Here is a 26,815-nt window from a genome sequence, read left to right on the forward strand (position 1 = left end):
ACCGATCACCTCGCGTGGCTCTCGTAAGCGGCTTCGGCAAGCAAGCGTTTCAGGTAACTGTCCAGCTGCGCATCGGACCAGCCCTGCATCTCTTCTCTGCTCGGCGCGCGAGGAGCCTTAGAGGCGCTGATCTGACCGTCGGCGCCGCTCGCCTCGACTCGATTTTCTTCTGCAACGCCGAGCAGATGCGAGAGCTTCTCCTCGTCCCCGTAGGCAACGCTCACGGAGGGGCGGCCCGAGGCAAGCGCCCTCTCGAGCGCGGCGATGCCGCGCTCGGCGTCCAGCAGCTCGAAGCCCGCCGCCCTGAGCCGCGCCTGCTTCGCGGGGTCGAGGAAGGCGTCCTGCTCCCACTGCGGCCACGACAGCGCGAGCGACACGCCGGAGCGGATCCCACGCTCGACAAGGCGGCTCCTCATCTCTGCAAATCCGTTCTGGAAGGCGCAAGAGAAGGCGTAATCGGAGGCACCTCCGAGTCCGGTGATGGAGGCCATCGACGAGAACATGACGAAGAAATCCAGGTTCTCCGCCTTGGTGACCTGGTCCAGATTGATGGTACCGAAGAGCTTCGCCTCGATTACCCTCTCGAACGAGGCCGGATCCTTCATGAAGATCATCCTGTCTTCGACTGATCTCGCCAGATGAAGCACGCCGCGCAACGGACCGCGCTGCTCGCGGATCTCGGCGAAGCACCTCCGCAGCGCGGCGAAGTCGTTGATATCGACGCGATGGTACTCGACGCTGGGCGACCGGGAGATCGGGCCGAGGAGCCGCTCGAGGTCGGCCGCGCCGAGGGACCTCCTCCCGAGCAGGAACACCTGAGCGTCGTAGCGCTCGACGAGGTGCCTGACGAATGCTGGCCCGAGCGCCCCCAGGCCTCCGGACAGGAGATAGTTGCTGCCGCGTTTGAACACGGCGGCACCGGGCGCCGCTCCGGCCGCGTCCGCGCGCTCGTCCGGCTGCCGCACTAGAGCCCGAAGCCAGCGCCGACCGCCCTTGAGGAGCACCTCTGCAGACGCCGCCGGCTCGGAAGACGCGAGCTCCGTCATCGCGGCGCCGATGGCCGCGCGGACATCGCTCGGGTCGTCCCCCATCCAGATCGACCTGAAGACGAGCCTGGGATGCTCCTGGGCCGCGGAGCGCAAGAACGCGCCCACGGCCTGGTGATGGGACGAGACGACGTCGAGCATCTCCCCGCCTCCCGGGGAGCAGTAGGCCATCCTGACCGGCTCGCTCGGATAGCGGGCGAAGATGGCCCTGGCCATGAAGAAGACGGATCTCACGCCGTAACGCAGCGCGTCCGCCAGCTTCGATGCAACGGCGCCTCGTTCGTCGGGCACGTCTGCGTGTCCGAGAGACAGGCCCCAGAGGAAGGCGACGACCGTCGGAGCGGCCCCCCGATCGGAGAGCCCTCCCGCGAGCCTCTCGTAGTCCTGCGGGCTGTCCGGGTCGATCTCGACCATTTCAGGGGAGAGCTCGCGGTAGCGTGTACCCGGTAGGACGAGGAGGATGGCCGCCCTGCTCTCTATTCCCGACGCAGACAACCACGCTTTGAGCGCGTCGAGCTCGGAAGGAGCCCGGCCGAAGAGCAGCAGGGCGCTGCGCTCCCGGCCGAGGAGCTCGCCGAGCGCGTCGCTGCGACCGGAGCCAGGCGCGTGCGCTTGCTCCAGCCATGTCTGCCGGACGAACATCGCCCGCGCCGTGGACCGCTCGCTGCGCGGCTCCGCGGCAGGCTGGGGCGCGCCCCGCTCCGGCGGCGCTGGCGGGGGGGCGGTCAGCCAGCAGCGCCTCCTCTCGAATGGATACTTCGGCAGGGAGATGCGCCGTCCTCGCGGCCGGTCCCACACCCGGCGCCAGTCGATCTCGGCGCCGGCGACCCAGCTGCGTGCCAAGCTCCTGAAATCGCCGTTCCGTGCCCATGCGGCGAACGGTGCTTGCTCGTCGTGCCGGAGGGGCCGCGGCGCGCCCTCACCATCCCGGCGCGCGTCACGGAAATAGAGCTCCTCAACGCTCCGCTCGCCCGCACCGTCGAGGAACTGCCCCAGCTTCCTCGTCAGCTCCTCAAGGCTCCTCACGACGCACGCGAGCCGGACCTCCATGGCCTCCCTGCCGACCTGCAGCGTGTGGGCGACGTCGCGCAGACGGAGCGCGGCATCCGCCGCTCGAGCGCCCGAGCTCGTCCGGGGCGCCTCCGCCCCTCCGGCCTCCAAATAGTTCTTCAGCCGGCGCACGCTGGCGTTGAGACGCTCCTCGTTCCTGGCAGAGAGCACCACGATTTCGGGTCCATCGTCCTCGCCGTCCGGGCTCGCCTCCGTCCCTTGCGCCGGGAGACACTCCTCCACGAGCAGGAACGCGTTCGCGCCGCCAGCGCCGAACGAGCTGATGCCGGCGCGGCGTGGGTACGTCTTGACGACCCCGCCTTCGACCACCTGCGGCTGAGGCCAGGGCTCGAAGTGCTGCTGCACTCGGAAGGGCGTATTCGCCAGAGCGAGGTTCGGGTTCAGCACGTCGGAGTGAAGCGACGGGACGAGCTGCTTGTTCTTAAAGAGCAAGAGCACCTTCGTCATCGCCGCGATGCCGGCTGCCGCCTCGAGGTGGCCGACGTTCGACTTGACGGAGCCAATGCGCACCTGCCGCTCGGGATCGACCCCGGAGAACACCCGGGACAGCCCGGCGATCTCGATGGGATCCCCGAGGGAAGTCCCCGTCCCGTGAGCCTCGACGTAGGAGATCGTCCGCGGGTCCACATCCGCCGCGTCGAGCACCCCGGAGATCAGAGACGCTTGAGCCAGCGGATTGGGGACGGTGTACCCTTGCGTTCTGCCGCCATGATTGACTCCTGTCCCCTTGATGACTCCGTAGATCGGATCGCCGTCCCGCACGGCCGCGCTCAGCGGCTTCAGCAGGACAGCGCCCACGCCCTCACCCGGCACGTAGCCGTCGCCGCCGTCGCCGAAGCTCCGGCACCTGCCGTCGCTCGATGCAAACCGGTACTCGCAGAGGGAGAGATACTTGTTCGGGTGGAGCGAGAGGTTGACTCCCCCGGCGACCGCGAGCTCACACCCTCCCGATCTCAGGCTCTCGCAGGCCAGGTGGATCGCGGTCAACGAGGAGGAGCACATGGTATCGAGGGCGATGGAAGGCCCGCCGAGGCCGAAGAAATAGGACACCCGGTTCGCGATCGACGCGTAGGACGGCGTGAGCACGCTCTCCCGGGAGCCATCCGAGCCCCCTGGCAGGAGATGGTACTCGCTGTACATCACGCCCACGAAGACGCCGACCGGCGGCGCGGCTCCGCGCTCGTGAAGGGAGGCACGGGTGATCCCGGCGTCCTCGAAGGCTTCCCAGACGATCTCCAGGAAGAGGCGCTCCTGCGGGTCGATCAGGCCGGCGTCCTTGGGAGGGATGTTGAACAACAGCGGATCGAACTTGTCGACGTCGTCGATGAAGCCTCCCCACTTCGCGTAGGCCTTCCGCGGTTTACCTGGTTCGGCGTCGTAATACAGAGCGTGATCCCAGCGTCCGCGAGGGATCTCCGTGATGCAGTCGCGTCCGGCGCGGAGGTTCTTCCAGAACGCGTCGATGTCGTCCGCCATCGGATAGCGGCCGCTCAGGCCGATGATCGCGACATCGTCGGGCCCGCTCGGCTTCGCCGGAGTCGCAGCGTTCTCCCCTTGAATGAGGCGAAGGAGGAGTTCCCGCTTTTGCTCCAAGGACATGTTCTTCATCGATTTGGATCCGCAGCTACCGTCTGCCTCAGAGGAGGCGTTCGATGACATCGCCGCACGCAGGCGGCCTATTGGACTGCGATGCTGTCGAGGAGCAGGTGCTGGAGGAGCTCGTCGATCACGGCCTCGGGCAGGCCCTCGACGTGGCGCCGCAAGTCGCGCCGGTGCCCGCGCAGCTGGTCGAGGAGCTGCGCGACGCTCGGGGAGCGGTCGCCGTCCGCTTCGGACCTGCCCTTCCGGAGCTCTGCTTCGGCCCTCGGGCCCCCGCCTGGGCGCTCCCCGGCGCGCCGTGCGGCGAGCTCCCGGGCCCGGGCCCCCTGGACGTCCATGAGGTAGCTCGCGAGCGACGCGATCGTCGAGTGCTCGAACAGCAGCGTCTTCGGCTGCTCCCCGAAATCGCGCTCGATCTCGGCGATGACTTTCAGGGTCAAGATCGAGTCCAGGCCGAATCGCTCCATGGTGTCGCGTGCGTCGATTCGGTGGGTGGGCAGCTTGGTCGTGCGCGCGATGATCTCCTTCAGATACTCCTCGACGTGCGCTCGCAGCTCGACAGTCGCGCTGCGGACCGGCGCACCGACGGCTCCATCGCCCGCGGTCGTCGGCGGATTGGCCGGCGCTGCCTGCGCATCGTCCCCGAAGAGCACGGCCGCCTGCGACAGGCCGGTGCGGAGGACTGCCTCGAAGGCCTCCAAGCCCTGTTCGGTTGGAAGCGCTGCCAGACCGGTCGTCTGGATGATATGCTCGCGAACCTCGGGCGAGAGCCCCATCCCCCCGGCCTCCCACAGGGGCCAGTTGATCGACACCGTCTGGCCGCGCCGCGTGCCCTGGCGTACCCAGTGGGCGCGCATCGCGGCGTAGGAATCCATGAACGCGTTGGCAGCCGCGTAGTCGCTCTGACCAGGGCTCCCGAAGAAGGACGCTATCGACGAGAACATCACGAACAGGTCCAGTTGATCCTGGGCCGTCGCGGCGTCGAGGTGGATGGCCCCCAGCACCTTCGATGCCAGCACGGCGTCGATCTCCTCGGCGCTCTTCCGCACGATGTAATTGTCCCGGATCACCCCGGCTGCGTGGATGACCCCGCTGATCCCGTGGAAGCGGGCGCGCGCCTGCTCCACTGCCCGCTGGACCGCCGGGTAGCTCGCGACATCGGCCTGTACGTAGAGCGCCTGGCCTCCGAGAGCACGCAGCGCCTCGACGGCTCGCCGCGACGCCTCCCCGGGAGCAGAGCGGCCGACGAGAACGAGCTTGGCATGATAGTTGCGGGCCAGGTGACGGCTCAGGGCGTACCCCAGGCCCCCCGTCCCTCCCACGACGAGATAGACGCCTCCCCGCCTGAGGGCGCCGGTCGCCGTCTGAGCGCGCGCAGCGCTCTCGTCCGGTGGCTCGATCCTCTGCTGTCTGCGGCCCCACCGCTCACCGCGCGCGTCGTACCGGACCTCGGTGTCTTGCTCGGCGCCCTGGAGGTGTTCGTTCCCGAGGATCTCCAGGAGGTCCGGCGATACACCGTCGCTGCGCCGCGCGACCTCGACCAGCTTGCCGCGCATCAACGGATGTTCATGGCGCAAGCTCCGCAAGAACCCCGCGATCGCGGCGAGGTGCGGCGGGACCTCTTCTTCGCTGCATCGATACAATGTCAGCAGGCTGGTCACCTCGACTGGACGTCGCGCGATGAGCGCCTTGCTGAGATAGAAGAGGCTGTACAGCCCGGTGGAGAGCTGCCGCTGGAGCTCGCCCGGCTGATGAGCGAGCTGCGCGCCGGACTGGTAATCGAGCGGCGGCGCGTCCCAGCTCCACAGGTGTAGGAAGTGCCTGGGTCGGATCCCGAGCCTCTCCAGCTCCGTCAGCAGGGCGCCGTAGTCGTCGAAGCTCGTAGGATCGATCTCGAACCTCATGTCCCCGAGCGCCCGGAACCGCTCGCCGGGGAGCACCAGGACGAGCCCTCCTCCGGGTACGGCCGCGCTGCTCCCCAGGACCCTCCGGAGCGTGCTCCAGCGCCGGGCATGGCTATCCAGCACGACCGCGCCGCCCGCCAGCACCTGCGCGTCGCCGGAGGGTAGTGCGGTCGCGACCCACGCGGAGCGATGGTACGACAGGGCCGCTGCGCTCCCCGGCCCCGGCGCACGCCCGGCGCCTTGGTCGTCCGTCTCACGCTCGTCGAGCCGCGCAGCCATGACGCAGAACCCACGCAGGATCACGAACGGTCGCCCTTCGGGATCGGCGATCAGGACGTCAAACGTCCTCGTCCGCATGTCGGAAGAGGGCTCCAGCGCGCGCGCGTACGCGTAACAGCGGCCGTGAGGTACCGCGAGGGCCCGCATCTCCCTCAGCGTCCACGGCAGGTAAGCCCCCGACGACCCCGCGCTCTCGCTGGAGGTCAAGCACGCTGCCGCCTGGAGGGCCCCCTCCAAGATGGATGGATGGATGGCGCCCGCGGGGAGTGACGGCCAGCTCACCTCGGATGCATCGATGCTCGCGAGGACCTCCCGGTCACCGTGGAAGAGCTCGGCGATGACCCGGAAGCGGGGACCGTAGTGGAAGCTCTTCTCCTCGAGCAGGCGATAGAGCTCCTCGCCACCCATCCGGCGCGTGCAGCGACGCCGGATCTGATCGAGCTGCAACGGCTCCTCCACCGGCTCCTGGAGACGCGAGGGCGCCAAGGTCCCTGACGCGTGAAGCACCGGCTCCTCATCGCCCTCGGAGCGGATCTCGACATTGACGGCGCGGCGATCTCCGGAGGTGGTTATCTTCAGCGGGCGCGGCGAGGAGCCCACGAGGACCGGGCGGCTCCAGACGAAGTTCTGGATCGTGAGCGGGCTCGTCGCGCCCAGCGAGGCGGCGCCGGCGGCGCGGGCCATCTCGATCAGGATGACGCCGGGCAGCACCTTCCGCGCATGGATGACGTGGTCGGCGAGCGCGGGGTCGTCCGCGTCGATCACCCTCGTGAAGGACAGGCCCCCGCCTCCCGGCGCTCCTTGACCCAGGGAGGATTGCACCGGCGCAGCATCGGCGATGGCACGGCGCTCCTCAGGGCGAGGTCTGAGCTCGTGCCAGTAGCGCTCGCTGGCGAATGGATAGCTGGGCAGCGCGAGACGTCGCCCCCCTCCTCGTCCGTACATCTGCCGCCAGTCGATGTCGACACCCTGCGCGTAGAGCTCCGCCAGCTCGAGCAACCCTTCCCGCCGCGGCATTCCCGCGCCGGGCGCCTCGGCGCGCAGGGCGCGGGTGAGCTCCTCTGCCCGAGCCTCGCCCGCGGAGCGCGGCTCGGGCCCCACGCCGCGCAGCGGGCGGTCGCCGGAGACGCGCTGCTGGCGCAGGAGGCCGCGCAGCTGCGCGGCCAGATCTGCGACGTCCTGCGCGACGAGCGCCTCCCTCACGTTGAAATGGCTCCGGCCGACGGAGAGCGTATAGCCGATATCGTGCAGATCGTGCCGCCCTTCCTCGTGTTCTAGCCAGCGCAGGAGACCCTCGCATCGACGCTGCAGCGCCTCTCGGGTCTTGGCGGACAGCGGGATGATCGACCACGGCTCCCTCGGCTTGCTCGGCGCCGCGGTCGACGGCGGCGCCTCCTCGAGGAGCAGGTGGGCGTTGGTCCCGCTCGCGCCGAACGAGTTGATGGCGGCGCGGCGGCGAACGCCTGGAGGCGTCGCCCAGTCGGCGAGGCTCGTCTGCACGTAGAACGGGGTCTCCGTCAAGCTCAGGAACCTGTTCTCGCGCGTGAAGTGCAGCGAGGGAGGGATCTGCCGATGCTCGAAGGCGAGCGAGACCTTGATGACCCCGGCGATCCCGGCCGCGGTCATGGTATGCCCGATGTTGGTCTTGACGGAGCCAATCGCGCAGAACTGCCTCGCCTCGGTCCACATCCTGAAGGACCTGGTCAGCGACTGGATCTCGATAGGGTCACCCAGCTTCGTCCCCGTGCCATGGGCCTCGACGTAGGTTATCGTCTGCGGGTTCGCCTTGGCCTGGCGGTACACCTCTGCCTGCAGGGCTGTCTGCGAGGTGCTGGCAGGCGCCGTAATCCCGTTCGACCGCCCGTCGTGATTGATCGCCGAGCCGAGGATGACGGCATAGATGTGGTCGCCGTCGGCAACCGCCCTGTCCAGCGGCTTGAGAACAACGACCCCGACGCCCTCTCCTACCGCGGCACCATCCGCGGAGTCGTCGAAGGTCCTGCAGCGGCCGCTGGGAGAGAGGATCTGCGCCGCGTCGAGCACCAGGTGCGACTGGGGCCCACCGAGCAGGTAGGCGCCTGCGGCGACGGCGAGCTCGCACTCTCCCCGGAGGACGCTCTCGCGGGCCAGATGCAGCGCCACGAGGGACGAGGAACACTCGGTGTCCACCACCAGGCAGGGCCCCTTCAGGTCCAAGAAATACGAGATCCGGGCGGCGAGCATGCCAACGGCGTTTCCCGACAGCAGGAAGGTCCCGGCCTCCTCTCGCGCGGCCCGGAGCGGGTCCAGGTAGCCCCCGGCCTTGGCGCCGACGAAGACGCCGCAGCGTCCGCCGGCGAGGTCCTCAGGGTCGTATCCTGCGTTCTCCAGGGCCTTCCAGGCTTCTTGCAGCAGCAGACGCTGCTGCGGGTCCATCAGCTGCGCCTCGAGGGGGGAGATGTTGAAGAACGATGGATCGAACTCATCGATGCCGCTCAGGAAGCCGCCGCAATAGCCGATGCCGGCGCTGCGCAGGTCCCGGTCGTCGCTCGGCCACTGCTGCAGCGTCCTCCTCTCCGCCGGAAGCGCTCGGATCGAGTCCGCCCCCCGCGCGAGGTTGTCCCAAAACGCCCCCGGGTCGTCGGCGCCCGGAAAGCGGCAAGACATCCCGATGATCGCGACGGCGCCCGCGGCCGCGGGAGAGTCCGCCTCGGTCGCTCTGTCCCCGTCAGGTCGCGAGGGGCTCCGGAACGCTGCCACCTGGCTCGTGGCCGCGTTCGCCTGCGCTGCGCAAGCCGGGCCGCCGAACAGCGCGCTCGGATCCACACGCCGCGCCCGGGCCGGGGGCGCGGCCTCCCGGCTCGCCGCGGGCACCTCTGCCGCTCTGGCCGCTGAGCCGACGAGCGCTCCCAGGTCTACACGAGCATGCGGCTCCCGCGTCCGAGGCGCGGTCTCTCGGCCGGCCTTCGCGGGCGCCTCCGCCGCCGCGGGCGCCGAACCGTTGAATACGCCCAGCTCGGGGCGCGGCTCTGAGGCCTCGAGCGCGGCCCTCCGGCCCGCCTTCGCGGGCGCCTCTGCCGCCACGGGCGAGCCGCCGAACGGCGCTCTCGAGTCCACCGGCGGTGGCGGGGCCCCCCGCCCGTCTTCTTTCTCGCCGTCGCTCGAGCCCGGCTCGGGCCATGAGATCGCAATATGCTCAGCAAGCCGGGAGATCGAGCCGTAGTCGAACAGATCGATCGCCTTCAGCTCGATCTCGAGCTCCGAGTTGACGTTGTTCACCAGCTCGATCGCAATGATCGAGTCCACGCCGGCCTCGGCGAACGCCTGATCTGCGGCGAGCTCCGAGGGATCCATGTGGAGCACCTCCGCGGTCCGCCGGCGGAGCAGCGTTTCCAGCGCGGCGACGCGCGCCCTCTTGGCCGCCGTAGGCCGTGCTCGATCGCCAGGTCGCGCCGGCCCCGAGGCCGAGCTCTCTTCGCCGCCGCATACCGAATCTTCGGCGATGGGCCCCTCCTCCGCCCGGTCGGCACGCGCGTCACGCTCCGCGATGAGGACCGCCTGCGGGAGGCTGGCCTCGTCTTCCTGACCGGGGAGACCGAAGCTCATGCAGCAGGGGAAGCCCTCCCCGTCCAGCAGGGATCGCCACATCGGTGGGCTCAACAGCGGAGCGTGCGGCAGCCGGACCTCCGGATCCTGGTACCGCCACCAGCCATCCAGGAAGCCGAATGTCATGGTCAGGAAGGAGCTGAATTGAGTGGCTTCATTCAGCATCAGGCATCCGCCCGGGACCAGAACGCCCCTGATGCGCCGCAGCGTCTCCTTGAGCTTCAAGCAGACGTGGAGGACGTTCGAGGCGATCACCACATGAAAGCTGTGACGCGCGAGGCCCTGTCGCAGGAAGTCCTTATCGATGTCCAGGAGCTCGAACTTGACGAACGGATAGCGAGCGGAGAGCCGCTTCCGCCCGTGATCCAGGAACGCGAGGGATACGTCGGTGTAGGTGTACTCGACGACATCTGCGAGCTCCTCGAGCCCCTCGACGAGCATGGCGCTCGTCGCGCCTGTCCCGGCGCCGAGCTCCAAGATCCTGATCTTCTGTCCTCTGTTACGATTGCACCACAGCTCGACGCCAGCTCTGAGCGCCACGAGAAGGACGCGGTTGAAATGCGACGCCCCAGGCGACTCGGCGTAGACTGGCTCGAGGAGCGCGAGCGACGAGCCCGGAAAGAGCACCTCGGTGGCGGAGATCTCTCCGCCGAAGAGCCTGGAACAGGAGGCCCCGCTCTGATCGAGGAGCTGGACGTGGGGCTTGAGCTCGGGGAACCCTCGAAGAAGATCGCTTTTCTTCTCCGCCAGCAGCCGCGCCACCGCCCGGGCGTCACCCGGCGGCAGCCTCGCGGTCGTCTGGATCCGCCCCTCGTCGAGGTGGATCCACCCCCTGCGACGAAGCATGTGCAGCGAGGCTTCGAAGAGTCGATGATATTTATCGATGATCCCGAGAGTACGCCAGAGCGAGCCCATCTGATGCTCCTCTCCGGCGGACAGCAGTATTCCACAGCCTTTCAGGTATTCGAGCAGCGCAAGCTCTGCGAGGGCGTTCAGCCCGGAGAGCCGTTCTTCGACAGAAGCCGTGAGATCCGGGGGGGCGTGCCGCTCAGCCATGAGCTCATGAACGCGGGACGCCGCCGCTCCCAGGAATGATGGGTCATCTGAGGAACCGGTCTGGCACGATAAATGAGAAGACTTGCCCACGAAGTCTGCCCCCTCTGGTCGATGTAGATGCTACGTCGACCCCCAGCCTTCGCATGGTTCGGAAAGCCTCATCGACGTCGATTTAGCACCACGTGCGTCACGCGCATCGCGCAAGTGCGCGATTTTGTTCATACCTTGCAATCCATGCCACAGTGACCAACAACCCAAAAAGTCCGATGAGTTGCACGCCTGCGCGACGCCGTAATGTCAGGGCGGGCGCTGGCCGGGCTTGGTACACTCCTCATGTGCCCTGCCCTCCGCGCCATGCGGCACCGGCAAGCGCACAAGCCCGACCAGCCTAGATATTTTTCAAACGCGCAACGATCACGTGACTTCCTTAAGTCATCCAGACCATGCAGGCGGCCATCGCTAGATGGTCGCCTTCGTCGTTGGTAGGCCAGTTTACCAGGGAACGTCCGGCAGTCAAGAGGGACGAACTGGTGCAGCAGCTATCAAAAAGTGCACCATCACCTCCCCCTTCCGTGCCAATGCTTCGGCGCGCGCCAAGAATGACGCACCCGTGCTCGCAAGAAATGGTCCATGGTCCTCCCCCGCTTGCGCGGACAGTCTCACTTTGCCGCGAGCGCGGTGACGTAGGTCTTCGCTTCGAACTGGATCGGGCTCATGTAGGCCAGCCGTGAATGCCGTCACTTCAGAGTGTAGAAGTCGCCGATGTAGCCGCCGGCCGAGGCGATGGCGGCCGCTCGCGTCGATTCGCGGCGGACGCCACCATCTCGATTTCGCGATCAAAGTCGCGTCGAACAAGCATCTCGATCACCTGCTCCTGGCGCGACAGGAGCGCATCATGCATCGCCATCGGCTGGATGGTGGCCACTCAGGCGCTGTGGCATCAAGTTGACGCGATCGCACGCCGGCTCGCGCCGGCAGACGCACCCCTTCGCCGTCAGTGAACCTTCACAGCCCCAGCGACCTTGAGCCCGCGGGGTAAATTGAATCGCCGGCGAGTGCGATGCAAGGTCTCGACGAACGCTTGGACGCCCGCCCCCTGCGCCTGGCCCGCAGCGGACGCGAGCTCCTCGGGAGCATCCTCTGTGTCGCGTGCATCCGACTGAAAGACGACGCCGCAGTCGTAGCCGAGGCAGAGCCATTCGAATTGAATCTTCGAATCTCGAACGAACTCCCACCATGCCTTCATTTCGTGAAGCGCGCTTTGGGCCCCCATGTTGACCATCTCGTCGAAGACGAGAACGGTCCCCGGTACGATTCGCGAGCGGAGCGACTCGAGGACGGTGGCAGTCGACACATACAGGTCACAGTCGATGTGAACGAGCGAGCATTGCTGAGGATGCTCTTTCAGGAATTCCGGGAGCGTTCGATCGAACCAGCCCTCGACGAGCGTGACGTTCTTTCGCACCTCGGGAGGACGCCTACTGAAGAACTGCTTCGACGCTTCCTTGCTGATGATGCCCCACGCCTCTGGAAAGCCCTCGAAGCTGTCGAAACCAAACACTCTCTCGTCCGGACAGGCGTCGGCGATCCTATTTACGGTCGTGCCGGAGAACACACCGAACTCCATCACCAGCCCCTCCGGACGCGCGACGCTGTCCAGCACGAAATCGAGCACCGGGCGGTCGATTTCCTTGGCGTGAAGGCGCGGGAGCTCACGATCCAAGAATTCCGCGTAAGCTGGATCGATATCCTCCTCGTCGATCGAGGTCATCGGAAAGCCGAACGGATTCGTCAAAAATGGATATCTGACTGTTCTCATCTTCCAGTCTTTCGTACGAGGCGCGATGCCTCATCACACCAGGGTCCTCCGGCTCACGAGGGGAGATGAACGAACCAGACTCACAGCAGATCCCCGGTGCCCTCGGGCGACATTCGCGGCACGGATTGACGCTCGCCATCTTGGCGAGAAATGCCAGGTCCTGTCCACCACGAATTCCTGACCGGTCGGAAAGGCTCGTCTCAGTCGAGCCGCAGCTGCCGCTCGGCACCTTACGCAGCGTGACGTAGGTAATGTCACACAACCGAGCAATCGCTTTGGATTTGTTGGTTTTTGTAGGCGGAGCGGTGGATCGCTCTTGGGCGATATTTCAACTGGCCGTCATTAGTGTAAAATTGCTGATACATCGAAATGTCCCTAGGATGCGGGACACCGACTTCCACGTGCCGGCGGACAAGCTCGATCGGTTCGCTGGCTGCGGCTACTTCACGGACGAGCAGACGGGGGCGAAGACGCGCATGGATCGCGATGGTGCCGAGAGCGCCTACGCCAGCTTGCTCGGGAAGCGGCCGCGGATGTCGATGCTCGTCCGTCGAATCGCCGCAGACGCGATTCTCCGCATCCGAGGCCTAGACGACGGTTTGTCGCGGCCGGTGGCCAGTGCTGCCGTGATGACGTGATCAGCGAGAGCTGGCTCATCCCGCAGGGCGGGCTCGTGCTGGGCTCCGAAGCGAAGTACGCCGTGAGCGCGGTCTCTGGCCGGAAGCCCGACGCCTCGGCGTACATGCCTCGGGGTCGCAAGCCGCCTCGGCGCGGGACGATCAACGCTCCGCCCGGCATCATGGTCGAGGTGGTCTCTCCTACCCCGCTGGACGCACGACGGGACCGTGTCGAGAAGCTCCACGAGTACACGTCCTTCGGGGTGCGCTGGTATTGCGTGCTGCGAGGTTCGTCCGGTTCACCAGCCTGCGCTTCGCGGACGTTACCCAGCTTGACCTGGCCGACCTGGTGCCATTCGTCGTTGGTGACGGCTGAGGCTGTGAAAGAGGGGGCGCCGTGCGCGCACGCGCCGTGCTCGGTTCGCAGCTGCGGTCGCCCCGTCCGGCGTGATAAGGTCGCCCGCCATGACAGCGCCGAGCTCCTCATCGTTCACTGCCCTCGCGCCGGCGGACGGCGACCGACGCGCCCGCTACGAGCCCTCGCGGATCGAGCCCGGGTGGCGCGCGCGCTGGGACGCCGAGAAGCTGTTCGAGGTCGCCGATCCGGGCGACCGGGCCTCGAAGAAGTACTACGTGCTCGAGATGCTCCCGTACCCGAGCGGGCGCATTCACATGGGGCACGTCCGCAACTACTCCATCGGCGACGTACTCGCCCGCTTCCATCGGATGCGCGGGTATCACGTCCTGCACCCGATGGGGTGGGATGCGTTCGGCATGCCGGCGGAGAACGCCGCGATCGAGCGGGGCAAGCACCCCGGCGACTGGACGCTGCAGAACATCGCGACGATGAAGGCGCAGCTGCAGCCGCTCGGCTTTTCGTACGACTGGTCCCGCGAGGTCGCGACGTGCGAGCCCGACTATTACCGCTGGGAGCAGCTCGTCTTCACGCGGATGCTCCAGGCGGGCCTCGCTTACAAGAAGTCGGCGGTCGCCAACTGGTGCCCTCGGTGCGAGACGGTGCTCGCCAACGAGCAGGTCGAGGACGGCGGCTGCTGGCGGTGCGGGACCGGGGTCGCTCAGCGCGAGCTCGATCAGTGGTTCTTGCGGATCACCTCGTACGCCGACGAGCTCCTCAAGGGCATCGAGTCGCTCGTGGGCGGGTGGCCCGACAAAGTCCTCAAGATGCAGAAGGACTGGATCGGCAAGAGCGTCGGCGCGCGCGTGAGGTTCGCGGTCGAGGGAGGTGCGGGCGCGCTCGCGCACGTCGATGTGTTCACGACCCGGCCTGACACGCTCAACGGCGTGACGTTCCTGACGGTCGCGCCGGAGCACCCGATCGCGCGCGAGGCGGGGAAGCGCGACGCGAAGGTGGCCGCGTTCGTCGAGGAGGCCGCCCGCATGGCGGAGCGCGAGCGCGGCTCGGACGTGGCGTCGAAGGAGGGCGTGTTCACCGGCTTTTACGCCGTGCACCCGCTCACGGGCGCGCGCGTCCCTATCTGGACTGGCTCGTTCGTGCTCATGGGGTACGGGACGGGCGCGGTGATGGCGGTGCCGGCGCACGACACGCGCGACTTCGCGTTTGCGCGCCTCCACGGGCTGCCGATCGCCGTGGTCATCCAGCCCGACGGCGAGCCGCCGCTCGACCCCGCCACGATGAAGGACGCGTACACCGGGGCCGGGACGATGGTTGCCTCCGGCGATCTCTCCGGGACGCCGAGCGAGGAGGGCAAGGCGAAGGTCGTGGCGAAGCTCGCCGCGGCAGGCCTCGGAGAGGAGACCGTCAGCTATCGCCTCCGCGACTGGCTCATCTCCCGCCAGCGCTATTGGGGCTGTCCGATCCCCGTCGTCTACGGACAGGACGGCGCGGTGTTGGCCGTGCCCGAGGGCGAGCTGCCGGTCGTCTTGCCGCGCGACGTGAGCTTCACGGGCGAGGGCGGCTCGCCGCTCGCACGCCACGAAGCGTTCGTGAGCGCCCGCGATCCGCGCGATCCCTCGAAGCCGGCGCGGCGCGAGACCGACACGTTCGACACGTTCTGGGAGTCGAGCTGGTACTTCCTCCGCTACACGTCGCCGCGCTACGACCGCGGGCCGGTCGATCCGCGGGTGGCCGCCGAGTGGATGCCGGTCGACCAGTACATCGGCGGCGTGGAGCATGCGGTCATGCACCTGCTCTATGCCCGGTTCTTCCACAAGGTGCTCATCGACCTTGGCTTCCTCCCCGAGCATACCCCGCGCGAGCCGTTCAAGCGGTTGCTCACGCAGGGAATGGTCACGATGCAGACCCGCTTCATCAGGGACGCGAAGGGCGCGTCCGTGTGGCTCTTCCCCGAGGAGGTCGGCGCCGACGGCAAGTGCCTCGCGCCGGGCTGCGAGGGGATGACGGTCGAGACCGGGCGCGTCGAGAAGATGTCGAAGTCGAAGAAGAACGTCGTCGACCCGGACGCGATGGTCGCCAAATACGGCGCGGACACGGTGCGCGTCTTCATGCTCTTCGCCTCGCCTCCTGAGATGGAGCTCGCCTGGTCGGATACGGGCATCGAGGGGGTGCATCGGTTCCTCGCCCGCGTCTTCCGGCTGGTCCGGGACATCGCGTCGCTGCCGGCGGGCGAGCCGGGCACGTCTCCCGACGCGGCGGCGCTCCGGCGCAAGCTCCATCAGACCGTGCAGCGGGTGACGCACGACCTCGAGGAGCGGCGCCAGTTCAATACCGCCGTCGCCGCGATGATGGAGCTCGTCAACGAGCTCGTCCCCGCCACGGCCGCGGCGGCCGAGCGCCCCGCGGCGCCGGGCGTCCTCGCGGCGCTGCGCGAGTCGGCGGAGCTCTTGGTCCACCTGCTCTCCCCGTTCGCGCCCCACCTCGCCGACGAGCTCTGGGCGACCCTCGGCGGACGCGGGTTTCTGCTGTCGCGCCCCTGGCCGGCGTTCGACGCTGTCGCGACGCGGGAGGACGACGTCGAGATCGCGGTGCAGATCAACGGCAAGGTCCGGGGGCGAATCCGCATTGCGAAGACGGCGGACGAGGCCACCGCGCTGGACGCGGCGCGCTCGGACGCGGCGATCGCGAACCAGCTCGCGGAGAAGACGCCGAAGAAGGTGGTGTATGTCGCGGGACGGATCCTCAACTTCATCGTGTGAGGACGTCACCGACCGCAGCACATCTTCCACGGAGCGCGGCTTCACCGCCCCGCCGAGCGACGTCAGCTGCGGGCGAGCATAAGGACCCGCAACTCATCGCGTCCGGCAGAGCGGCGGGCTGAGCGGCGCGCTCAGCGTGCACCGGACTGCCTCAACCTCGTTGCGCCCGCGCCCGGACGCGATCATGACCATCGCCGTGACGGAACCATTCCCAGCAGAGCGCGCCGGCGTGGTGCGACGGCGGCGCCCGTTCTCCGCGCTCCTCTCGGAGGTCGCCCCCCTCGATCTCCGGCTCGTCGGGCGCACGATCCTGCATGCCGTGCTCGTCGGGGCCATCGCGGGCCTCATCGCGGTGCTCTTCTTCGGCGCCCTCGAGCTCGTCGAGGAGCTGCTCCTCGGCCGCCTCGCCGGCTACGCGCGGCTTCGAGCCCACGGCGAGGCGATCTTCGGCGGCGACGGCCCCGAGCACCGGAGCGTCCGGCTCTGGCTGCTGCTGCTGATCCCGGCGCTCGGAGCGCTGGCCGGGGGCATCCTCACCTGGCGCGTCGCCCCCGAGGCCGCGGGCGGCGGCGGCGACGCGATGATCCAGGCCTTCCACCACCACGGCGGCCGGATGCGCAAGCGGGTCGCGTGGGTCAAGGCGCTCGCGTCGATCCTCACGCTCGGCTCGGGCGGCGCCGGCGGTCGCGAGGGGCCGACCATGCAGGTCGGAGGAGCGCTCGGCTCGCTCGTGGGGCGCGGGCTCGCGGTCGGCCGGCGCGAGCACCGCATCCTGATGCTCGCGGGGGTCGCGGCCGGGATGTCCGCCATCTTCCGCACGCCGCTCGGCGCCGCCCTGCTCGCCGTCGAGGTGCTCTACCGCGACGACTTCGAGGCGGAGGCGCTGATCCCGGCGCTGCTCGCCAGCGTGGTCTCCTACTCGGTCTTCATCTCGTTCTACGGCGAGTCGACGCTCTTCGCGCACGCGCCGAAGTATGCGTTCGTCCCGTCGCACCTCCCTCTCTACGCGCTGCTCGCGCTGCTCCTCGCCTTCGTCGCGATCGGCTTCCTGAAGTGCCTCGGCGGCGTGAAGGCGATCGCGGCGCGCCTGCCCATCGCCCCCTGGGCGCGCCCGGGGCTCGGCGGGCTCGCGCTGGGCCTCTTCTGCGTGCCCGTCCTCTGGTTCGTCGGTCGCAGGATCGAGAGCCCCGGGCAAGGGCTCGGGCTGCTCGGCGGCGGGTACGGCGCCGTCCAGGTCGCGATCACCGGCGCCACGTGGCTCCACCCGGGCTGGCGCGGCGTGGAGCTCCTGCTCCTGCTCTGCGCCGCCAAGATCGTCGCCTCGTCGCTCACGCTCGGCAGCGGCGGGTGCGCCGGCGACTTCGCGCCGTCGCTCGTCATCGGCGGGCTCTTCGGCGGCGCGTTCGGGCGCGCGGCGGCGCTCCTGCTCGGCGATCCGCGCATCGACCCGGGCGCCTTCGCGCTCGTGGGCATGGGCACCTTCTACGGCGGCGTCGCGCACGTGCCGGTGAGCTCCCTCGTGATGGTCTGCGAGCTCGCCGGCAGCTACGACCTCCTGGTCCCGCTGATGCTCGCCGAGGGCGTCGCCTTCGTCGCGCTGCGGAAGCACTCGCTCTACCACGCGCAGCTCCCCACCCAGCGCGAGTCTCCCGCGCACCCGATGCCGACGCTCGACGTGCTCAAGACCATCCGCGTGCGGCAGATCATGATCGACGGGCGCGCGCTCGTGACGTTCGCGCCGGGGACGCCGGCCCGCGAGATGCTCCGGCGGGCGGCCGACGCGAGCTGGCAGGAGGTGTTCCCGGTGCTCGAACCGTCGCGCAAGATGGTCGGCATGATCACCGCCGAGTCGCTCCGGATCATCGCGGTGGAGCACGACCTCGAGCGGATGACCGTGGCCGCCGACGCGATGCAGCCGCCGGTGGCCGTGACGGTCACCGACGATCTGCGGACGGCGACCGAGGCGATGGTGGCGCACGGCGTCCGCGAGCTCCCCGTCGTCGACGGCGAGGGCGCGATCGTCGGGTTCGTGGACGAGGCCGACATTGGAAAGGCCTACCTGGAGGCGACGACGAGGCCCGCTCGCGCCGACGAAACACCGATCGCGCTCGGCTGAGCCTCGTGCGCAGGAGCCGCCGCGCCCGCCCAGCGGCTGGGCGTGAGCGCGTCCACGTCGCTGGCACGCCCCTGGCAGTCCTCACCCCGGGCTCGCCTGGAGGTGACCATGTCGCTCGAGAGACCCTTCGGCTCGCTGGCCACGCTGAGGCCCCGCGCCGGCTCCCTGTACATCAGCCAGAACCGGACGGTCCTGTGCATGCGTCCGGACGGCTCGATCGCCCCCGAGCCGCACATCGGCCTGTTCGTGCGCAACACCCGCCTCCTCTCCCTCTACCGCCACCTGATCGACGGCAGGCCGCCGGCGCCCGTCGCGCTCTCCGCCGTCGAGCAAGACAGCTGGCTCGGCTACTACATCGCCCCGCCGCCCGAGGGCGGCGGCGCGGCGCCGCGGACCGTCGAGCTGCGGCTGTCGCGCTTCGTGGGGGACGGCTTCCACGAGGACATCGACGTCGCGAGCTTCACGCAGGAGCGCGTGCGCTTCACGCTGGCGCTCGAGATCGACGCCGACTTCGCCGACGCGGCGGAGACGGACGGCCCGCGCCGCCAGCACGGCGACGCCCGGTGGGCGCTCGGGCCCGCCGAGCACGGATGCGAGCTGCGCTGCGACTACCGCGCCGAGCACCGCTATGAGCACCCCGGAGAGTCCGGCGTCGCGCGCTTCGACGCCGGGATCGTCGTACGGGCCCGGAGCGCGGACTCCCCCCCGTCCTGCGCTGGCCGCGAGATCCGGTTCTCGATCGATCTCGAGCCCCATGGCACCTGGCGCGGCTGCGTCGACGTGATCGCCCTGGTCCGCGGCGAACCGCTGCCGCTGCTCGCCGGCTGCCGCTCGTTCTTCGGCACGCGAAGCGCGCGCGACGTGGCGCGCGGCACCTTCCACCACCGCGCGACGTCCTTCTCGGTCCCGGGCGCCGACACGCTCTCGCATACCGTCTTCTCCGTGCTCGAGCGAGCCAAGCGCGATCTCATCGCGCTCCGCATGTACGATATCGACCAGGACGAGCGCTCCTGGACGGTGGCCGCCGGACTGCCGATCTACATCGGGCTCTTCGGCCGCGACCCGCTCGCTGCGGGCACGCAGGCCGCCGCGCTGACGACCGACATCCTCGCGGGCACCGCGCTCGTGCTCCCGCGCTGGCAGGGGCGCGTCGTCGACGACTGGCGCGACGAGCAGCCCGACCGGATGCTGCATCAGGCCAGGGACGGAGCGCTCTCGGAGCTCAACTACGACCCGCTGGGGCGCACGTACGCGTCGGCGACGTCGACGATGTTCTACGCGGTGGCCGCCTCGGAGCTCTGGCACTGGACCGGCGATCGCGAGCGCGTCGGCCGCCTGATCGAGCCTGCGCTCAGGGCCATGCGCTGGATCGACGAGGAGGGAGATCTCGACGGCGACGGGTTCTACGAGTACGAGCCCCGCTCGAGCGCGTCGATCCAGAACCAGGGCTGGAAGGACTCCGACGACGCCATCGTCCACGCCGACGGCTCTCAGGTGCGGCCGCCGATCGGGACGTGCGAGATGCAGGGCTTCGTGTTCCTGTCGAAGCTGCGCCTCTCCGAGCTGCTCTTCTGGTTCGGCCGCAAGGACGACGCGCGACGGCTGTTCGCCGAGGCGCTCGATCTGCAGAGGCGGTTCAACGACGCCTTCTGGATGCCCGACGCGCGCACCTTCGCGATGGGCCTCGGCCCGGACAAGCGCCAGATCCGCTCGATCGGCTCGGATCCGGGGCTCTGCCTCGCGACGGGGATCGTGGACCAGGCCCTCGCCGAGCCCACCGCCATCCGCATGTTCGCGGCGGACATGTTCTCCGGCTGGGGTATCCGCACGCTCTCGGCCGATCACCCCGCGTTCGATCCGTACAGCTATCACCGGGGGACGGTCTGGCCCGTCGACCAGGGCGCGATCGCGCTCGGGCTCGCGCGGTACGGCCTGCACGGGCACGTGGCGCTCCTGTGCCGCGCCGTGTTCGAGGCGGCGGCGCTGTTCGAGCACCACCGGCTGCCCGAGTGCTGGAGCGGCCACCCGCGCGACGCGGAGCACCCGTTCCCCGCGCTGTACCCGAAGGCGAACTGGCCGCAGGCCTGGTCCTGCTCGAGCGTGTTCGCGATGCTCCAGGCGATGCTCGGGCTGTACCCGTTCGCGCCGCTCGATCTCCTGCTGGTCGACCCGGCGCTGCCGGCGTGGCTGCCCGAGATCACCCTCTCGAACCTGCATGTGGGCACGGCCGTGGTGGCGCTCCGGTTCGTCCGGACCGAGCAGGGAACGACGCGGTTCGAGGTGCTCGAGCGTCGAGGCGACCTGCACGTCGTGCGGCAGCCGAGCCCCTGGTCGCTCACGGCGGGTCCGGCCGAGCGGATCAAGGACGTGCTGTCGAGCTTGAGGAAGTGACACGCCCAGGTGGCATTCACGTTGCTTGACGCCGCGGGCGAGGCGGGAGGCGACGGGCATGGGCGATTCCAGGCGGCCGGAGGTCGTGGTGATCACGGGGGCGTCAGCGGGCGTGGGGCGCGCGACGGTGCGGCGGTTCGCGCGCGAAGGCGCCCGCATCGGGCTGGTCGCGCGCGGGCGCGACGGGCTCGAGGAGGCGCGGCGCGAGGCGGAGGACGCCGGGGCGAGCGCGCTCGTCCTGCCGACCGACGTCGCCGATCCCGCGCAGGTCGAGGCCGCGGCCGCGGCGGTCGAGCAGCGCTTCGGCCCGATCGACGCCTGGATCAACGTCGCGATGACCTCGGTCTTCTCGCCCGTGAAGGAGATGCGGCCCGAAGAGTACGAGCGCGTCCTCAAGGTCAACTTCCTCGGGTATGTGCACGGAACGCTCGCGGCGCTCGCGCGGATGCTCCCCCGCGACCGCGGGATCATCGTGCAGGCGAGCTCCGCGCTGGCCTACCGGAGCATCCCGCTGCAGTCGGCCTACTGCGCGTCCAAGCACGCCATCGTGGGCTTCACCGAGTCGCTGCGGAGCGAGCTGATCCACGACGGGAGCCGCGTGCGCCTGAGCATGGTGCACCTGCCGGCGATGAACACGCCGCAGTTCCTCTGGTCGAAGTCGCGCCTCCCGTACAGTCCACAGCCGGTCCCGCCGATCTTCCAGCCCGAGGTGGCGGCCGACGCGCTCTACTGGGCCGCGCACCACGACCGCCGCGACATCAAGGTCGGCTTCCCGACGGTCAAGGCGATCTGGGGCAACCGCGTGATCCCGGGGCTGCTCGATCACTGGCTCGCGAAGGTCGGGTACACGCGGCAGATGACCGATGAGCCCGTGGACCCGAATCGCGTCGACAACCTGTGGGCGCCCGTGCCGCGGGACTTCGGCGCGCACGGCCCGTTCGACCGGCGCTCCAAGGCCTCGAGCCTGGAGCTCTGGTTCGACCTCCACCGCTGGTCGCTCGGCGCCGTGGCGCTGGGCGCGGCGGCCCTGGTCGGGGCCGCCGCGCGGCGGGCAGCGGCCCGGCGCAGCGCCCCCTGGCGGCGCCTCCTCGCGTGAGCCCGGCGCAGCACGTGCAAGTCGGAGCGCGCGTGAGCGCGACGAGGCCTCACCGCAGGACGGGGGAATCATGCAGATGCAGACACCAGGACCGGAAGAACGTGAACGGTTTGCACAGCCGGAGAGCCACATAACGCCGCTGTCGGGCGCGCGGCGCAGACCAGAGGAGGAGAAGGCGACGCCGAAGGTCGTGCTCGGCGGCTCGCTCGCCGAGGTGCTGTGCGGCGCGGCGACGATCGTCCTCGCCATCCTCGGGCTGACGGGGATCTTGCCAGGAGAGCTCACCTCGATCGCCACGATCGTCTTCGGCGCCGCGCTGATCGCGCAGGGCGGCGCGATCGCCTCGCGCTTCGGCGCGCTGAGCCACGCCGCGCCGCCCGTCGAGTGGGACACGCGCACCGAGCTCGGAGGCGGCATGGGCGCCGAGCTCGTCTGCGGCGCGGCCGGCGTCGTGCTCGGCATCCTCGCGCTCCTCGGCCTCGCCCCCGCGACGCTGACCTCGATCGCGGTGATCGTCTTCGGCGGCGCGTTGCTGCTCGGCGGCGGCGCGACGGCGGACCTGGGCGCGCTCGACACGCACGGCGCGCACCAGCACCTCGCCCACCTCGCTCGTCAGGCGTCGATGGCCGCGGCCGGCTTGCAGTCGCTCGTCGGCGCCGGCGCGATCGTGCTCGGCATCCTCGCGCTGGTCGGCATCTATCCCATGGTGCTCACGTTCGTCGCCCTCCTCGCGCTGGGGTCGGTCGTCGTCGTGAGCGGCTCCGCCGTCTCCGGGCGGGCGGCGGCGGCGCTCCGGCGCTGAGCCGGGCGACGCTCGCCCCCACGAGATCCCTCACCCCACCACGCGCCGGGCGACATCCTCGATGTCCGACGCGACGCGCGCGGCGATCGGCAGCGGGCTGCGGGGCAGCGCCGACCGCCCGACGAGCGCCGCGCCGGCCGCGAGCGCGAGCAGCCCGAGCCCCACGGCCGCCCCGCGCGCCGGGTGATTGCGGCGCTGCCCCACGGCGAGCGACACCATCAGCGCGTCGATGCCGGCGAGCGCCGCGACGCCCGCGACCCCGAACGCGATCGCCGAGCGCGAGAGGGCCGCGGCCGTCCGGCGGAGATCGCGCTTGGCGAGCGCGATCTCCGCGGCGAGGAGCTCCTTCGCCTCGTGGATCGCATCGGCGGCGAGGTCCTGCGAGCTGCGATCGGCCTGTGATGGATCCGTGGATGCCTGGTATTGCATTCGAGCGCCCCCTGCCGGCGCGAGCGCGCGCCCGGCGCGCCCATGAATGCATCGCCTGCGCCCGCGCGGGCACCGGTCGCTCGCACGCGCAGCCGTGGCACGTACCGCGCACGCCGCGCGCTGCGCGTCGAGCGGCACGGATGTCGCACGGCGGGTCCGCGACGACGGCTCGTTCTCCGGCGAGCGCGGCGACGGCCAGGCGCGCGCGCAGTTCCTGCCGAAGATGTACGGCGAGGAGCTCATCGAGGCGTTCCGCCGGTTCAAGGCCGCGTGGGATCCCGCGCGGCGCGGCCGGTGGCTCCCGGCGGCGGGCGTGGCCGCGGCGGCGCTCGCGGCGGCCGGCCTGCTCGGGCGGATCGCGCGGGCGCGCGGGCGCGCGGTGGCGAGCGCCGGCGCGGCGCGTGAGGGCGCCGGCACGGCGCCGATCGGGGCTCGCCAGGTAACCGATGGGGAAGCGCCGATGAAGCATGTCGTGGGCTGGATCAGCTCGCTGCTGCTCCTCGTGACCTTCGGGTCACAGACGTACAAGCAGTGGAAGGGCGAGGAGGGCAAATCGGAGAAGTACACGCTGATCTTCTTCGTCGCCGCGATCGCCGGGACGGCCGGGAACTTCATCTACAGCCTGCTCGTGAAGAACTGGGTGTTCACCGCCCTGAACGCTGCGTTGGTGATCAACAACGGCGTCGGGCTCTGGATCGCCCTCCGCCACCGGAAGCAGGCGCGGCAGGCGGGGTCGACCTAGCGCCGCGCCCGTGAGCGCCTGGGTGGCCGGCGGAGGCAGCTGCGCTGCCCTGGGCGCACCGGAGGCGGTCTGGCAGAGGCAGCCGAGCTGCCCTCCGGCAACCGGACACGGTCTGGCAGAGGCAGCCGAGCTGCCCTCCGACAACCGGACACGGTCGGGGGGAGGCAGCCGAGCTGCCCTCCGGCAACCGGACACGGTCTGGCAGAGGCAGCCGAGCTGCCCTCCGGCAACCGGACATGGTCGGGGGGAGGCAGCCGAGCTGCCCTCCGGCAACCGGACACGGTCGGGTTGAGGCAGCCGAGCTGCCCTCCGGCAACCGGACACGGTCGGGTTGAGGCAGCCGAGCTGCCCTCCGATGACCGGACACGGTCGGGTTGAGGCAGCCGAGCTGCCCTCCGATGACCGGACACGGTCGAAATCCTTGGAGCCGTAAGAGGGCGCTTCCGCGAGGCGCGGGCTGCGCGGGCGCTCCGCGGGGCGGCAGGCGCGTCACTCCGGCTCCTCCCGCCGGAACCACCGCGCGACGAGCACGTCGGTCGATGAGTGCGCCACGATCGAGCCGGCGACCACCAGCGCGATGAGGTGAAACATCTCGTCGGCGCGCGGGGCGCCGGAGCGCAGGATGAGGAGCCCGTACACCACCGAGGCGAACCCCTTCGGGCCGAACCACGCCGCGGCCACCCACTCCCGCCGGTCGAGGCCCCCGCCGATGAGCGCGATCGCGAGCGCCGCGGGGCGCACCGCGACGAGCGCGAGCGCCGCGAAGGCCAGGCCGCGCGCGCCGACGCCCGCGAGCAGATCGTGAGAGACGAGGGCGCCGAAGAGGAACAGCGCGGCGAGCTTGAAGATCTCGCCGGCGGCCTCGCCGACCTCCTGGAAGACCTCGCGCGCGCGCGGCGCCACGCTCACCAGCGTCACGCCGCCGGCGAACGCGGCGAGGAACTCGTTGGCGTGCGTGAGCGAGGAGATCGAGAGCAGCAGCATCGCGATGGCCACGACGCCGAGCGGCTTGTAGAGGGGCGCCGCCCCGAACAGGCGGCTCTTCTCGAGCGCAACGGCGATCCACGGGACCGCGACGCCGAGGGCGACGCCCGCGCCCACCTCGGCCAGCAGAACGGGGACCGCCACGTCATGGGATCTCAGCAGGGCGAGCAGCATCATCACGATGGGAAGCGCGAGGCCGTCGTTGAGGCCGCTCTCCACGTTGAGCAGGTGCCGGAGCCGCGCCGGGACCTCCTCCCGGCCGACGATCGCGGCGGCGAAGACCGGATCGGTCGGGCTCAGCGCCGCGCCCAGCAGGAAGGCGCCCATCCATGGGGCGCCGACGAGCAGGTGCGCGAGCACGGCGGTCCCGGCGAGCGTGAGCGGGAGGCCGAGCAGCAAGGCGCGGCCGGGGAGCCGCCAGGCCGAGCTGAGATCGCGGATGCCGCAGCGCATCCCGTCGGTGAACAGGATGGTGAAGAGCGCGAGCTCCGCCGTGCGCTCGACGAGGCTGCGGCCGGGTGAGTCCGCGACCTGGCCGCCGAGGCGGCTCTGGCCGAGGAGGAATCCGGCGACGAGGAAGAGCACGGAGGTCGACAGGATCGTCCGCTCGGCGCGCGCCGAGACGAGCACGGCGAGCAGCAGCGTGGCCGCGAAGGCCAGGACCAGCACCATGCCCGGCCGCCTGCGAGCATCGGGCCCGCGCCGGCGGCCGCGCACACTGCGACGGCATCCCACGGCACCGGCAAGGCCGGCGCGCGCTCCGGGGTCAGCGCCCCGCGGCTGCCTTCACGACAACGCCGGGCGGGCGGGCGCCGCTCGATGCCGCGGCCCGCGCGCGGCGGCGCGTCAGCCTGCGGAGCAGCTGGAGGGCGCTCACGCAGCTGTCGGTCGAGTTCTGGCCCGACCGGAAGGAGTCCGGGAGGCCGAAGTTGAACCCGATGTAGAGCGCGATGAACGACGGGAGCAGGCGCGCGGGGATGTGCAGCGCGGCGCCGATCGGCGTCGCGAACAGGACGAGCTCGCCCGGCATGCCGGGCACGACATACCCGAGCAGAAACACGATCGGCACCACGAGCGTGAGCTCGATCAGCGAGATCTCATGACCGACCGCGCGGGCGGCGGCGCCCGCCATGACGAACACGCAGATCAACGTGCCGTTGACGTTGAGCCAGCCGCCGAGTCCCACCACGAAGAGCCTGAGCTCCTGCGGCACCGCCGGATAACATTTGCGGACGAGGTGCAGGTTGAGCGGCGTCGCCAGCGCCTCGCTGCACGAGGCCCACAGCAGCGGATAGACCTTGAGCCAGTAGTTGACGAAATAGTCGCGCAGCGAGAACTCCGGGGCGGCGGCCTTCATCCTCAGCAGGCTCGCCGCATGGAAGACGAGGCAGGCAGCGCCGACGACCCCGGACACGAGCAGGTAGGAGAGCATGAGTTCTCCGGCGCCGAGCGAGGGCGCCCCCGCCGAGGCGCGCGCGAGGGGCCCCTCGTGCACCTGCGCGGCGAGCTGCGCGGGCAGCCCGCGGAGATAGGCGCCGAGCCCGAACATGAAGAGCGGGACGAGGCACTGCACGGCGCCTCCCGCGCGCTCCAGGGCGTCCGCGGCGCGCTCCAGCGCGCGGGCGACCCGCGGCGCGCGTACGGCCGCGAACGACGTCACGATGCCGGCGTAGAGGGCGAGGAAGCACGGGCTCGAGATGACCAGGCCCGAGGCGCTATAGAGGGTGCGCGCGGCCTCGAACGGCGCGCCCGTGCTGTGGCTGGGGAGCAGCGGCAGCCCGAACACGAGCCAGGTGACGACGACCCCGAACAGGCACGCTGCCAGACGCTTGAGGGCGAGCCAGCCCATGATGTACGCGAGCAGCCGCCCCGGGCGCCCTTGCCGGTGCAGGCTCACGAAGGTCGGCACGAGGACGACGAAGATGACGACCGGCGCCAGCGTGGTGTACCAATGCAGGAGACCGTCCATGGCGCGGGTCGACCACCGCGTGACGCTGGTCTCTCGGCCGGACACGAGCAGGCCGAGCGCGAGAGCGAGGAGCGTCGCGACGGGCAGCAAGCCCCTGAGCCGCTCCCGCAATCGATCTGCGCGGGGCGGGTCAGCCAACGGAGCGAGGATCGTCATGATTCCCTCCCAGGGAATG

At 69.9% G+C, this 26,815-nt stretch carries 13 protein-coding genes and 2 pseudogenes; 9 read left to right on the forward strand and 6 right to left on the reverse strand.

From position 1 onward, the window contains the following. Positions 1–5: 5 nt before the first annotated feature. Together NQZ70_RS25660 and NQZ70_RS25665 are read right to left on the reverse strand one after the other, a co-directional pair. Positions 6–3,644: pseudogene (locus tag NQZ70_RS25660) on the reverse strand (type I polyketide synthase); the annotation flags it as partial. 149 nt (positions 3,645–3,793) lie between these two features. Beyond that, on the reverse strand, positions 3,794–10,330 hold the full coding sequence (locus NQZ70_RS25665; RefSeq protein ID WP_165374158.1) for an SDR family NAD(P)-dependent oxidoreductase: 6,537 nt from the start codon (positions 10,328–10,330) through the stop codon (positions 3,794–3,796). 24 nt (positions 10,331–10,354) lie between these two features. Between NQZ70_RS25665 and NQZ70_RS25670 the strand changes: the two genes are divergently transcribed. After that, positions 10,355–10,579 carry a hypothetical protein gene (locus NQZ70_RS25670; RefSeq protein ID WP_165374159.1) on the forward strand — a complete coding sequence of 75 codons (225 nt, stop codon included), beginning with the start codon at positions 10,355–10,357 and terminating at the stop codon, positions 10,577–10,579. Between the two features lie 955 nt (positions 10,580–11,534). On the opposite strand, the gene NQZ70_RS25675 is transcribed toward NQZ70_RS25670, so the two are convergent. Further along, on the reverse strand, positions 11,535–12,311 hold the full coding sequence (locus tag NQZ70_RS25675; protein WP_165374161.1) for a class I SAM-dependent methyltransferase: 777 nt from the start codon (positions 12,309–12,311) through the stop codon (positions 11,535–11,537). Positions 12,312–12,739: 428 nt separating this feature from the next. Between NQZ70_RS25675 and NQZ70_RS25680 the strand changes: the two genes are divergently transcribed. From NQZ70_RS25680 to NQZ70_RS25710, 7 genes and pseudogenes are all read left to right on the forward strand, one after another. Further along, a complete protein-coding gene (locus NQZ70_RS25680) occupies positions 12,740–12,997 on the forward strand; it encodes a hypothetical protein (RefSeq protein ID WP_207217949.1) in 258 nt (85 codons plus the stop codon). Beyond that, positions 12,994–13,245: pseudogene (locus tag NQZ70_RS25685) on the forward strand (Uma2 family endonuclease); the annotation flags it as partial. The gene NQZ70_RS25680 and the pseudogene NQZ70_RS25685, both read left to right, overlap by 4 nt. Positions 13,246–13,441: 196 nt before the next feature. Continuing rightward, a complete protein-coding gene (gene leuS / locus NQZ70_RS25690; RefSeq protein WP_129576552.1) occupies positions 13,442–16,111 on the forward strand; it encodes a leucine--tRNA ligase in 2,670 nt (889 codons plus the stop codon). Positions 16,112–16,307: 196 nt separating this feature from the next. Continuing rightward, positions 16,308–18,227: a chloride channel protein gene (locus NQZ70_RS25695; RefSeq protein WP_237245603.1), complete on the forward strand. Its 1,920-nt coding sequence runs from the start codon at positions 16,308–16,310 to the stop codon at positions 18,225–18,227. 108 nt (positions 18,228–18,335) lie between these two features. Next, positions 18,336–20,618, forward strand: coding sequence for a glycogen debranching N-terminal domain-containing protein (locus NQZ70_RS25700; RefSeq protein ID WP_129576554.1), 2,283 nt, complete (start codon positions 18,336–18,338; stop codon positions 20,616–20,618). 58 nt (positions 20,619–20,676) lie between these two features. Then, complete coding sequence (locus NQZ70_RS25705) at positions 20,677–21,714, forward strand: SDR family oxidoreductase (protein ID WP_129576555.1); 1,038 nt, start codon at positions 20,677–20,679, stop codon at positions 21,712–21,714. Positions 21,715–21,784: 70 nt separating this feature from the next. Further along, positions 21,785–22,516 (forward strand): hypothetical protein, encoded by a 732-nt coding sequence (locus NQZ70_RS25710; RefSeq protein WP_129576556.1) that lies wholly within the window; start codon positions 21,785–21,787, stop codon positions 22,514–22,516. Positions 22,517–22,546: 30 nt separating this feature from the next. Here NQZ70_RS25710 and NQZ70_RS25715 read toward each other — a convergent pair whose 3' ends face one another. Further along, positions 22,547–22,945, reverse strand: a complete 399-nt coding sequence (locus tag NQZ70_RS25715) for a phage holin family protein (protein ID WP_165374162.1) — start codon at positions 22,943–22,945, stop codon at positions 22,547–22,549. 94 nt (positions 22,946–23,039) lie between these two features. Here NQZ70_RS25715 and NQZ70_RS25720 point away from each other — a divergent pair, with 94 nt between their 5' ends. Next, positions 23,040–23,687 carry an FAD-linked oxidase C-terminal domain-containing protein gene (locus tag NQZ70_RS25720; protein ID WP_237245604.1) on the forward strand — a complete coding sequence of 216 codons (648 nt, stop codon included), beginning with the start codon at positions 23,040–23,042 and terminating at the stop codon, positions 23,685–23,687. Positions 23,688–24,176: 489 nt separating this feature from the next. Here NQZ70_RS25720 and NQZ70_RS25725 read toward each other — a convergent pair whose 3' ends face one another. Together NQZ70_RS25725 and NQZ70_RS25730 are read right to left on the reverse strand one after the other, a co-directional pair. Beyond that, on the reverse strand, positions 24,177–25,343 hold the full coding sequence (locus tag NQZ70_RS25725; protein ID WP_207217950.1) for a cation:proton antiporter: 1,167 nt from the start codon (positions 25,341–25,343) through the stop codon (positions 24,177–24,179). A 94-nt stretch (positions 25,344–25,437) separates the two neighbouring features. After that, the gene (locus NQZ70_RS25730; RefSeq protein ID WP_129576558.1) at positions 25,438–26,796 is read right to left on the reverse strand and encodes a cation:dicarboxylate symporter family transporter; all 1,359 of its coding nucleotides are present in this window, start codon (positions 26,794–26,796) and stop codon (positions 25,438–25,440) included. Positions 26,797–26,815 lie beyond the last annotated feature (19 nt).

It is taken from the genome of Sorangium sp. So ce836, from assembly GCF_028553905.1.
GTDB classification, from domain to species: Bacteria; Myxococcota_A; Polyangia; order Polyangiales; family Polyangiaceae; genus Sorangium; species Sorangium cellulosum_D.

What these genes read in the sequence shown, in the direction of transcription:
- NQZ70_RS25715 (WP_165374162.1), bottom strand. Translation starts at nt 22,945, where the DNA reads ATGCAATACCAGGCATCCACGGATCCATCACAGGCCGATCGCAGCTCG.
- NQZ70_RS25670 (WP_165374159.1), top strand. Translation starts at nt 10,355, where the DNA reads ATGATATTTATCGATGATCCCGAGAGTACGCCAGAGCGAGCCCATCTG.
- NQZ70_RS25705 (WP_129576555.1), top strand. Translation starts at nt 20,677, where the DNA reads ATGGGCGATTCCAGGCGGCCGGAGGTCGTGGTGATCACGGGGGCGTCA.
- NQZ70_RS25700 (WP_129576554.1), top strand. Translation starts at nt 18,336, where the DNA reads ATGTCGCTCGAGAGACCCTTCGGCTCGCTGGCCACGCTGAGGCCCCGC.
- NQZ70_RS25665 (WP_165374158.1), bottom strand. Translation starts at nt 10,330, where the DNA reads ATGCTTCGTCGCAGGGGGTGGATCCACCTCGACGAGGGGCGGATCCAG.
- NQZ70_RS25725 (WP_207217950.1), bottom strand. Translation starts at nt 25,343, where the DNA reads ATGGTGCTGGTCCTGGCCTTCGCGGCCACGCTGCTGCTCGCCGTGCTC.
- NQZ70_RS25710 (WP_129576556.1), top strand. Translation starts at nt 21,785, where the DNA reads ATGCAGATGCAGACACCAGGACCGGAAGAACGTGAACGGTTTGCACAG.
- leuS (WP_129576552.1), top strand. Translation starts at nt 13,442, where the DNA reads ATGACAGCGCCGAGCTCCTCATCGTTCACTGCCCTCGCGCCGGCGGAC.
- NQZ70_RS25680 (WP_207217949.1), top strand. Translation starts at nt 12,740, where the DNA reads ATGCGGGACACCGACTTCCACGTGCCGGCGGACAAGCTCGATCGGTTC.
- NQZ70_RS25730 (WP_129576558.1), bottom strand. Translation starts at nt 26,796, where the DNA reads ATGACGATCCTCGCTCCGTTGGCTGACCCGCCCCGCGCAGATCGATTG.
- NQZ70_RS25675 (WP_165374161.1), bottom strand. Translation starts at nt 12,311, where the DNA reads ATGACCTCGATCGACGAGGAGGATATCGATCCAGCTTACGCGGAATTC.